At 68.6% G+C, this 10,406-nt stretch carries 9 protein-coding genes; 5 read left to right on the top strand and 4 right to left on the bottom strand.

Annotation, left to right across the window (positions count from 1 at the left end):
- Nucleotides 1-326: hypothetical protein (locus tag F3J10_RS36075; protein WP_345791247.1), on the bottom strand; the 326-nt coding region annotated here is incomplete at its 3' end.
- Between the two features lie 164 nt (nucleotides 327-490).
- On the opposite strand from F3J10_RS36075, the gene F3J10_RS31675 reads away from it, so the two are divergent.
- The 3 genes from F3J10_RS31675 (at nucleotide 491) to cobM (ending at nucleotide 3,241) form a co-directional block, all read left to right on the top strand.
- Nucleotides 491-1,708 (top strand): bifunctional cobalt-precorrin-7 (C(5))-methyltransferase/cobalt-precorrin-6B (C(15))-methyltransferase, encoded by a 1,218-nt coding sequence (locus F3J10_RS31675; RefSeq protein WP_025098018.1) that lies wholly within the window; start codon nucleotides 491-493, stop codon nucleotides 1,706-1,708.
- Nucleotides 1,708-2,436, top strand: coding sequence for a cobalt-precorrin-6A reductase (locus F3J10_RS31670; RefSeq protein WP_167243750.1), 729 nt, complete (start codon nucleotides 1,708-1,710; stop codon nucleotides 2,434-2,436). The genes F3J10_RS31675 and F3J10_RS31670 overlap by 1 nt, the downstream gene beginning before the upstream one ends.
- Nucleotides 2,437-2,506: 70 nt before the next feature.
- Nucleotides 2,507-3,241, top strand: coding sequence for a precorrin-4 C(11)-methyltransferase (cobM, locus tag F3J10_RS31665; RefSeq protein WP_025098775.1), 735 nt, complete (start codon nucleotides 2,507-2,509; stop codon nucleotides 3,239-3,241).
- 73 nt (nucleotides 3,242-3,314) lie between these two features.
- Here cobM and F3J10_RS31660 read toward each other — a convergent pair whose 3' ends face one another.
- Together F3J10_RS31660 and acnB are read right to left on the bottom strand one after the other, a co-directional pair.
- The gene (locus tag F3J10_RS31660; protein ID WP_025098776.1) at nucleotides 3,315-4,019 is read right to left on the bottom strand and encodes a glutathione S-transferase N-terminal domain-containing protein; all 705 of its coding nucleotides are present in this window, start codon (nucleotides 4,017-4,019) and stop codon (nucleotides 3,315-3,317) included.
- A 184-nt stretch (nucleotides 4,020-4,203) separates the two neighbouring features.
- Complete coding sequence (gene acnB, locus F3J10_RS31655; protein ID WP_166915922.1) at nucleotides 4,204-6,789, bottom strand: bifunctional aconitate hydratase 2/2-methylisocitrate dehydratase; 2,586 nt, start codon at nucleotides 6,787-6,789, stop codon at nucleotides 4,204-4,206.
- A 352-nt stretch (nucleotides 6,790-7,141) separates the two neighbouring features.
- On the opposite strand from acnB, the gene F3J10_RS31650 reads away from it, so the two are divergent.
- Nucleotides 7,142-7,984, top strand: coding sequence for a M24 family metallopeptidase (locus tag F3J10_RS31650; protein ID WP_105819631.1), 843 nt, complete (start codon nucleotides 7,142-7,144; stop codon nucleotides 7,982-7,984).
- Here F3J10_RS31650 and F3J10_RS31645 read toward each other — a convergent pair.
- Complete coding sequence (locus tag F3J10_RS31645) at nucleotides 7,953-8,936, bottom strand: LysR substrate-binding domain-containing protein (protein ID WP_166915924.1); 984 nt, start codon at nucleotides 8,934-8,936, stop codon at nucleotides 7,953-7,955. The two genes, F3J10_RS31650 and F3J10_RS31645, sit on opposite strands and share 32 nt — an antisense overlap.
- 244 nt (nucleotides 8,937-9,180) lie before the next feature.
- Here F3J10_RS31645 and F3J10_RS31640 point away from each other — a divergent pair, with 244 nt between their 5' ends.
- Complete coding sequence (locus tag F3J10_RS31640; protein WP_166915926.1) at nucleotides 9,181-10,092, top strand: LysR family transcriptional regulator; 912 nt, start codon at nucleotides 9,181-9,183, stop codon at nucleotides 10,090-10,092.
- Nucleotides 10,093-10,406 lie beyond the last annotated feature (314 nt).

Here is a 10,406-nt window from a genome sequence, read left to right as displayed (position 1 = left end):
AGCCGGCCGCCCGGCAGCCGCACGCGGCACAGGCCGCCGTCGCCGGTCGCCACCACCCGCACCAGGCCCGGGCAGGCGCTCGGACGCGGGCTGCCCGGCGCATCGACGGCGCGCGCGTATCCGGCCGGCCGATCGGCAGGCAGCGGGGCGGGGGAAAGGGGCGGGCTTTGGGAGGGCAAGGAACGGATAAAAAAGCGCACCGGATCAAATCGCGATGCCGGGCCGGCAAGGGCCGGCGCACTCGCGGCGCGTGCCGGCGGCAGCGCCGCGAGGCACGCCGCGCCTTGCCCCGGCAGCGTGTCGAAAACCGCCGGCGGGCAGGCCATCGGGCTCGTCAGGCTGCTTTCGGGCGGATTGGGCGCCGGCGAACGAGGCTGTATTATGCCTGCTTTCACCTGGCCGAGATACGCCGCGCGCCCCGGCGCGAGGCGGGTCGGGCGTATCGGGGACAGCGATCGGACGAGGGCGGGACAGGCATGGAGAGCAGGGCATGACGGCGTGGCTGACGGTGATCGGCATCGGCGACGACGGTTTCGAGGGGCTCGGCAAGCGAGCCCGGCGCGCGCTGATCGACGCGGCGGTGGTGGTCGGCGGCGAGCGTCATCTGGCGATGCTGCCGGGCTGCCTGCGCGCGCGCCGCGAGCCCTGGCCGAAGCCGTTCGAGATCGCGGCCCTGCTGGCGCGGCGCCCCGAGCCCACCTGCGTGCTGGCCAGCGGCGACCCGATGTTCTACGGCATCGGCGCGACGCTGGCGCGGCAACTGCCGGCCGAGGAGTTGCGCGTGCTGCCGGCGCCGTCCTCGGTCTCGCTGGCGGCCGCGCGGCTGGGCTGGGCGCTGCAGGAGGTGGAGGTGCTGTCCTGCGTGGGACGGCCGCTGGCCACCCTCATGCGGCAACTGCATCACGGTCGGCGCCTGCTGGTGCTCAGCGCCGACGGCAATACGCCGGCCGCGCTCGCGCGGCTGCTCACCGAGGCCGGTTACGGCGCCACGCGGCTCAGCGTGTTCGAGCATCTGGGCGGCCCGGCCGAACGGCGCATCGACGCGCTTGCCCAGGGCTGGCCCGCCGAGACGGTGGCCGCGCTGAACCTGGTGGCGCTCGACTGCGTGCGCGCGGCCGGCACGCCGCCGCTGCCGCTCACGCCGGGCCTGCCCGACGAGGCCTATCGACACGACGGACAACTGACCAAGCGCGACATGCGGGCGATCACGCTGGCGCGGCTCGCGCCGACGCCGGGCGAGCTGCTGTGGGATGTCGGCGCCGGCTCGGGCTCGATCGGCATCGAATGGATGCGCGCGCATCCATCCTGCGCGGCGATCGCGATCGAGGCCGATGCCGAGCGCCGCGAGACCATCGCCTTCAATCGCGAGCGGCTCGGCGTGCCGGGCCTGGCGATCGTCGCGGGCCGCGCGCCCGAGGCGCTGGCCGGGCTGGCGGCGCCCGACGCGATCTTCATCGGCGGGGGCGGCAGCGAGGCGGGCGTGCTGGCCGCCTGCTGGGCCGCGCTGAAGCCGGGCGGCAGGCTGGTGGCGAACGCGGTGACCCTGCAGGCCGAAACCGCGCTGCTGGCCTGGCGCGAGCAGCACGGCGGGGCGCTCACGCGTGTCGCGCTGGCCAATGCGGCGCCGCTCGGCGGTTTCGATACCTGGCGGCAGGCCTTGCCGGTCACGCTGTACGAGGTCCGCAAGCCAATTGGGGAGGCTGCCTGATGCGCGTGCTGCTGCTGGGCGGCACCGGCGAGGCGCTCAAGCTCGCGCGCACGCTGGCCGCCACCGACGTCTACAGTCTCGCCGGGCTCGGCAAGGTGCCGGAAGACCTGGCCTGCGCGGTGCGCGTGGGCGGCTTCGGCGGCGCCGAGGGACTGGCCGCCTGGCTGCGCGAGGCCGGCATCGGCCTGGTGGTCGACGCGACCCATCCCTATGCGGCGCGCATCAGCGCCAATGCGGCCGAGGCCTGCCGCGCCACCGGCACGCCGTTGTGGGCGCTGCGCCGCGAGGCCTGGCAGGCGCGCGAGGGCGACGACTGGCGCATGGTCAGCAGCGGCTGGGACGCCTTGACGGCCGCGCTGGCGCCGTATCGGCGGCCCTTCTTCACGCTGGGCCGCGAGCCGCTCGCGCATCTCGACGAGATCCCCGCGCATCAGCATTGGGTGATTCGCTGCCTCGACGCGCATCCGGGCAATGCGCGCGCGCGGGTGATCGCGGCGCGCGGCCCGTTCAAGCTCGAGGACGAGCGCGCGCTGTTCGCCCTGCTCGGCGTCGACGTGCTGGTCAGCAAGATGAGCGGCGGCGCGGCCACCGAGGCCAAGCTCGAGGTGGCGCGCGAGCGGCGCCTGCCGGTGCTGATGATCGAGCGCCCCGCGCTGCCCGAGGCCGATCGCGCCTTCGACGATCCAGTCGCGCTGGCACGGGCGCTCGCCGCGCTGCGCCAGGCATGAATCCAGTCCGGCGCGGCTCGACCGGCGCCGGCGCCGCGACAAGCGAACGAACCCAAGGAGAAAACCACAGATGACGGTGTATTTCATCGGCGCCGGGCCGGGCGACCCCGAGCTGATCACGGTGAAGGGCCAGCGCCTGGTGCGCAGCTGCCCGGTGATCCTCTACGCGGGCTCGCTGGTGCCCGAGGCCGTGCTCGACGGCCATCAGGCCCACACGGTGGTCAATACCGCCGAGCTCGATCTCGATGCGATCGTCGCGCTGCTGGGCGCGGCGCACGCGCGCGGCGAGCACGTGGCGCGCGTGCATTCCGGCGACCCTTCGCTGTACGGCGCGATCGGCGAGCAGATCCGGCGCCTCAAGGCGCTCGGGATTCCCTACGAGATCGTGCCGGGGGTGACGGCCACGGCGGCTTGCGCGGCCACGCTCGGTGTCGAGCTGACCCTGCCCGAGGTGGCGCAGACGGTGATCCTGACGCGCTACGCGGGCAAGACCACCCTGCCCGAGGGCGAGGCGCTGGGCGGGCTGGCCGCGCATCGCGCGACGCTGGCGATCCATCTGGGCGTGCGCCATCTGGCGAGGATCGTCGAGGAGGTGCGCCCGCATTACGGCGACGATTGCCCGGTCGCGGTGGTGTATCGCGCCAGTTGGCCGGACGAGACGCGCGTGACGGGCACGCTGGCCGATATCGTCGGAAAGATTGCCGGCACCGCGATTGAGCGGACCGCGCTGATCCTGATCGGGCGCGTGCTCGACACCGATCGCTTCGCCGATTCGACGCTCTACGCGAAGGCTTCGAAGCCATGATGGAAGGGCGGGCACCGGGCCCGCCCGAGGCGCCGGCCGCCGCCGCGAGCGCGACGGCCGGGCAGGGCGCGTGTCAGTCGCGCGCCGGGATGGTCAGGCCGCGCTGCACGGCCGGCCGCGCCACGAAGGCTTCCAGCGCGCGCGCCACGTTCGGGAAGTGCTCGAACTCCACCAGCTCGCGCGCCTCGTAGAAGCCGATCAGGTTGCGCACCCACGGGAAGGTGGCGATGTCGGCGATGGTGTATTCGTCGCCGGCGATCCAGGTGCTGGCGGCCAGCCGCGTCTCCAGCACGCCGAGCAGCCGCTTCGATTCGCCGACGTAGCGCTCGCGCGGGCGCTTGTCCTCGTACTCGCGTCCGGCGAACTTGTGGAAGAAACCGAGCTGGCCGAACATCGGCCCGATCCCGCCCATCTGGAACATCAGCCACTGGATGGTCTGGTAGCGCGCGGCCGGATCGGCCGGCAGCAACTGGCCGGTCTTCTCGGCCAGGTAGAGCAGGATCGCGCCCGATTCGAACAGGCCGAGCGGCTTGCCGCCGGGGCCGTTCGGGTCGATCAGCGCGGGGATCTTGTTGTTCGGGTTCAGCGACAGGAACTCCGGCGAGAACTGGTCGTTGGTGTCGAAGCGCACCAGGTGCGGCTCGTAGGGCAGGCCCAGTTCCTCCAGCGCGATCGAGGCCTTGACGCCGTTGGGCGTGGGCAGCGAGTAGAGCTGGATGCGGTCGGGGTGCTGCGCCGGCCATTTTTTCGTGATCGGGAAGGCGGACAGGTCGCTCATGGGATGACTCATGGGGTTTGGTGGTTTCGCGATGGTATACGGAAGCGCGAAGGGTTGCCGGGGAGGACGGGCACCGGCCGATCCCCGGTGCGCCGCACAAAAAAAGACGCCGCAGGCAGTGAGCCCGCGGCGCCTTTTTCACCTCGCGACAGCGCCACCCTCACGCCGCACGCGATTCACCCATTCAGGCCTTGACCGTATCGGCCACGTCCTTGAAGTCGGCGATCTGGTCGAAGTTCATGTACTTGTAGATCTGGTCGCCATTTGCGTTGAGCACGCCCATGTCGGCCATGTACTCCTCCTTGCTCGGGATCTTGCCCAGGCGCGAGCAGATCGCCGCCAGTTCCGCCGAGCCGAGATACACGTTGGTGTTCTTGCCCAGGCGGTTCGGGAAGTTGCGGGTGGAGGTGGACATCACCGTCGCGCCTTCGCGCACCTGTGCCTGGTTGCCCATGCACAGCGAGCAGCCCGGCATTTCGGTACGCGCGCCGGCGGTGCCGAACACGCCGTAATGGCCTTCCTCGGTCAGCTGCTTCTGGTCCATCTTGGTCGGCGGGGCCACCCACAGCTTGACGGGGATGTCGCGCTTGCCTTCCAGCAGCTTCGAGGCGGCACGGAAGTGACCGATGTTGGTCATGCACGAGCCGATGAACACTTCGTCGATCTTGGCGCCGGCCACGTCCGACAGCGTCTTCACGTCGTCCGGATCGTTCGGGCAGGCCACGATCGGCTCGTGGATGTCGGCCAGGTCGATCTCGATGACGGCGGCGTATTCCGCGTCGGCATCCGGGGCCAGCAGCTGCGGGTCGGCCAGCCACTGCTCCATCGCCGCGATCCGGCGCTGCAGGCTGCGCGGATCCTGGTAGCCCTCGGCGATCATCCACTTCAGCAGCGTGACGTTGCTGTTGAGGTACTCGATGATCGGCGCCTTGTTCAGGTGCACCGTGCAGCCGGCGGCCGAGCGCTCGGCCGAAGCGTCCGACAGTTCGAAGGCTTGCTCGACCTTCAGGTCCGGCAGACCCTCGATCTCGAGGATGCGGCCCGAGAAGATGTTCTTCTTGCCCTGCTTGGCCACCGTCAGCATGCCCTGCTTGATGGCGTACAGCGGGATCGCGTTGACCAGGTCGCGCAGCGTCACGCCCGGCTGCATCTTGCCCTTGAAGCGGACCAGCACCGATTCCGGCATGTCCAGCGGCATGGTGCCGGTGGCGGCAGCGAAGGCGACCAGGCCCGAACCGGCCGGGAAGCTGATGCCGATCGGGAAGCGCGTGTGCGAATCGCCGCCGGTGCCGACCGTGTCGGGCAGCAGCATGCGGTTCAGCCAGGAGTGGATCACGCCGTCGCCCGGGCGCAGCGCGATGCCGCCGCGGGTGCTGATGAAGTTCGGCAGGGTCTGGTGGGTCTTCACGTCCACCGGCTTCGGATAGGCGGCCGTGTGGCAGAACGACTGCATCACCAGGTCGGCCGAGAAGCCCAGGCAGGCCAGGTCCTTCAGCTCGTCGCGCGTCATCGGGCCGGTGGTGTCCTGCGAGCCCACCGAGGTCATCTTCGGTTCGCAGTAGGTGCCCGGGCGCACGCCCTGGCCTTCCGGCAGGCCGCAGGCGCGGCCGACCATCTTCTGCGCCAGCGAGAAGCCGCGGCCGCTGTCGGCCGGCTGCTGCGGCAGGCGGAACAGCGTCGACGGGGCCAGGCCCAGCGCCTCGCGCGCCTTGGTGGTCAGGCCGCGTCCGATGATCAGCGGAATCCGGCCGCCGGCGCGCACTTCGTCGAACAGCACTTCGGACTTGACCTGGAATTCGGCGATCACTTCGCCGTTCTTCAAGGCCTTGCCTTCATAGGGGCGCAGCTCGACCACGTCGCCCATCTCCATCTGCGAGACGTCGAGCTCGATCGGCAGCGCGCCGGCATCTTCCATGGTGTTGTAGAAGATCGGGGCGATCTTGCTGCCCAGGCACACGCCGCCGAAGCGCTTGTTCGGGACGTAGGGGATGTCCTCGCCGGTGAACCACAGCACCGAGTTGGTGGCCGACTTGCGCGAGGAGCCGGTGCCGACCACGTCGCCCACGTAGGCAACCAGGTGGCCCTTTTCCTTCAGCGATTCGATGAACTTGACCGGGCCGCGCTTGCCGTCCTCTTCCGGCGTGATGCCGGGGCGGGTGTTCTTCAGCATCGCCAGCGCGTGCATCGGGATGTCGGGGCGGGTGGTGGCGTCCGGGGCCGGCGAGAGATCGTCGGTATTGGTTTCGCCGGTCACCTTGAAGACCGTGATGGTCAGGCTCTGCGGCACTTCCGGGCGGCTGGTGAACCATTCGGCGTCGGCCCAGCTCTGCAGCACGGCCTTGGCGTGCGCGTTGCCCTGGTCGGCCAGTTCCTTGACGTCATGGAACTGGTCGAACATCAGCAGGGTTTTCTTCAGCGCGTCGGCGGCCACGGCGGCGACCGCCTCGTCGGACAGCAGCTCGATCAGAGGCTGGATGTTGTAGCCGCCCAGCATGGTGCCGAGCAGTTCGGTGGCGTGCGCGCGCGAGATCAGCGGGCTGGCGGTCTCGCCCTTGGCGACGGCGGCCAGGAAGCCGGCCTTCACGCGCGCGGCTTCGTCCACGCCGGCAGGCACGCGATGGGTGATCAGCTCGAGCAGGGTCTGCTCTTCGCCGGCCGGCGGGTTGGTCAGCAGTTCCACCAGTTCGGCGGTTTGCTGAGCCGTCAGCGGCAGGGGGGGAATACCGAGCGCGGCGCGGGCGGCCACGTGAGCGCGATAGTTTTCAAGCATGGGGGAACCTGCTGGCATTGTGTTTCAGGGGAAGGCGCGTCAGACGCCCCGAGAACTGCCCCGGGCACGGCTTCGGACGGCATTTTAATCGTCGCATGAGGGTGTGTCAAACATCTTATATCTTATATAAGAGTTGGGAATCGGCGCACGCAGAGGCCGGCCATTCGGCGCGATGCCGGCAGGGCACGGCGAAAATCCTTCACATCAGTTGTGAAAACCTATCGTTGGACGAGGCGGCACTCGAAATCCAATACTTCCTCCATGTCGAAGCGATGGATCAGCTGCTCGACACGAGGTTGCGATCCGCTTGGAGATCGCAACGTGCGTTCAACCGGAAAAGCAGGATAGGAACATGAGCCACGATATCGATTACAACAAAATTTCAATCAAGACTCCTGAGGAAATCGCGATGCTGCGCGCCGCGGGCCGCATCGCTGCCCAGGTGCTGCAGGATCTCACGCCGCATATTCAACCCGGCGTGAGCTCGCGCCAGATCAACGACCTGGCCTACGACCTGATCGTCAACAAGTACCACGCGGAAATCGATCGGGAGGATCTCGCCGGCTACGATTCGAGCCAGTACGCCTGCATCTCGATCGCGCATAACGAGAATGCCTTCAGCGGCGAACCGAGCGACCTGCCGCTGAAGAAGGGCGATCTGTTCGGCGTCGACGTCAGCATCAAGAAGGAAGGGTGGTGCGGCGACACCCAGCGCATGTGGATCGTCGGCGAGGAGACCAGCGCCGAGGCGCGCCTGTTGATGGCGGTCGGATACCAGGCCATGTGCCTGGGCATCAGCCTGGTCCGCCCCGGCGCGAAGGTGCAGGATATCGCCCGTCGCGTGCAGGCCTATGTCGAGTCGTTCGGGTTCTCGATGCTGCGCGTGCCGAGCGGAACGGGGCATTCGATCGGCCAGGTCCACGCGGACGGATGGCTGATTCCCTACTACGACTCGTCCATCAACGAAGGGCGGGTGCTGGAGAAGGGCATGGTGATCACGGTCGAGCCGTTCATTTGCGCCGGATCCGGTGCGGGCATCCGCCTGAACAACGTCACGCGTTCGGCACAGACCGCCGACAAGTCGCTGGCCGTCTACTGGGAGCACGTGGTCGCGGTCACCGAATCCGGCTGCGAAGTGCTGGATCTGCGCGACGGCGAGGACATCACGTTCTACGACGCGCGGCTTCGCGCCTGAAGCGCGGCATGCCCGGCATATCCGTCGGATCGTCGTGCGGTGGCGGCGGTGACGCTTGCCCCGTCTGCTGGATTATGTCCTCCAGCCAGGCGACGAACTGCAGGATGGCGGCCTGTTTGCGCGTGTCTTCGCGCCAGCACAGATGGTAGTCGAGATGGGAGGGGATCCGGGTGTGCCCGACCTGCACCAGTTTTCCCTCCCGCAGGTAAGGATGGATCAAGCGCTCCCTCAGCATGGCGACACCCTGGCCCGCGAGGGCGGCATGCAGCAGCGATGCCGCATCGTCGAACATCGGACCCGATTCGGGGGCGACGGCATCGAGACCGGCGGCAAGAAAAAATTCCTGCCACGAGCGACCGGAGAAGCGCAGCAGCGGAACGCGAACCAGGTCGATGGCCGTCGCCAGTGGCGGGTGCCGGTCGAGGAACCCCGGCGTGCAGACTGCGATCACCCGATCCTCCAGCAGTTTCCGCGACTGGAATCCGTGTCGATCGACGCTCTTGTGCCAGATGCCGATATCGGCTTCCTGCGCGTCCGAAGCATCGCGGGTATGGCGCACCGAGATCGAGAGATCGAGATGCGGGTGCCGGCCGTGGAAGGCCTCGAGCGAGGGGATCAGCCACGCGGTCGCGAAGTCGGCCATGACGCTGAGCTTGAGCGACAGACGCCGCGGCCGGTCGGCCTGTCTTGCTTCCTGCAGTGCCGATTCGATATCGGTCAGCCCCCGGCGCACTCGCTCGGCCAGCCGCGTACAGGCGGTGCTCGGAATCATCCGCGACTGCGTGCGCGTAAACAGTGCCGTCTCCAGCATCGATTCGACCTGCCGGATCTGATGGCTGATCGCGCTGTGCGTCAGGCAGAGTTCGTTGGCGGCGGCGGTGAAGCTGTGGCAGCGTTCGGCCGTTTCGAGCGCGCGCAGCGCGGCGAGATTCAGGCGGATTCGTTCGGTCATGGGGAGCCTGGAGCGAGTTGGGGCATGGTGGGCGTGCGTGCTGTTCCTCGGGAATCCCGGTCCGCCCGCATCGACCGCTGCATGATGGCGTCCATGCTAGGAAGCCGGCTCGGCCATGGCAAATTCATACTTTTGATGGCCTGATATATATTTCATCAATATCGCCAGGCTCGATCCGATGCCGCGCTCGGGCCTTCGCGGCAAGGCCGTTGCGGCACTGCCAGGCCCTTCGAGGTTTCCGCCCGTGAGCACATCCATCACCCTGCGCCAGATCGAATACTTCGTGTCCGTCGCCGACACCGGGCAGATTTCCCAGTCGGCGAACCTTTGCGCGGTGTCCCAGTCGTCGATGACGATCGCCTTGAAGAAGCTCGAGGACGCGGTGGGCACGGCCCTGCTTCAGCGTCATTCCAGAGGGGTTCGGCTCACCCAGGCGGGCGAGCGCTTTCTGCGTCATGTGCAGCACGCGGCGATCTCGGTCGATCGCGCCGTCGCGGCGGCGCAGGACGTGCCCGAGCAGGTCGCGGGGCAGGTTCGCATCGGCGTGACCGAAACCATCTCGGCCTACCTGATGCCCTCGCTGATGTCGGCCGTCGCCGAGCGTTTCGGCAAGCTGAACGTGAGCATCGTCGAAAGCGAGCGGGAAACCATCGAGGCGATGCTGGTCGACGATCGCCTCGATATCGCGCTGCTGCTGGTATCGAACACGGCGGAAGTCGAGGGCCTGAGGTACGAGACGATCCTTCGCTACGCCCGCCGCCTGTGGACCCGTCCCGATCATCCGCTGCAGGAGGCGCCGCGCGTCACGCTCGAGGATGTCGCGCGCGAGGACTACCTGCTGCTGGACATGGACGAGCATCTGCGCACGGTCGGCAGGTACTGGGGAAGCTACGGTATCGCGCCCAGGGTCCGGATGCAGAGTCGATCGATCGAAGCGGTCAGGAGCCTGGTCGCGCTCGGGCACGGCGTCACGATCCTGTCGGACCTGGTGTATCGCCCCTGGTCGCTGGAGGGCAACCGGATCAGCCGCCGCGAGCTGAGCGTGACGGTGCCGACCATGGATGTCGGCGCGGTCTGGCGGCGGGCAGGGAGCATGTCGACACCCTGTCGCGCCTTGCTCGATCTGTTCCGGTCGTGGCGGAAAACGGCACCGTAATGGCGGCCCGGCCCGGCTGAGCGCCGCCGACATCGTCACGTTCGGGCGCTTGCGCCAGCACGAAAAAAAGGCGGCTGCCCCGCGCCGCGTGCCATCACGCCGCTCGGGGCAAGCCGCCCGGAACGCATCGGAACGAAGATGGCCTTCTCGTTCCGACGCCGCGAACCGCTGCCGGCCGGGGCTGACGCCCGAGCTCGCGCCGGCAGCGGCTCCTCAGAGCGCACGCGGCATCGGCCGCCGCTCGCGCGGCGCGCGCCAGCGCGCATGCCGCAGGCAGTGATGCAGGGCATCGCCGCGCCGTGCCTGGCCGCGTC

This window comes from Burkholderia sp. Cy-637, from assembly GCF_011753175.1.
In the GTDB taxonomy this organism is placed as follows: domain Bacteria; phylum Pseudomonadota; class Gammaproteobacteria; order Burkholderiales; family Burkholderiaceae; genus Burkholderia; species Burkholderia gladioli.
This window is presented reverse-complemented; position numbering and strand designations above follow the sequence as displayed.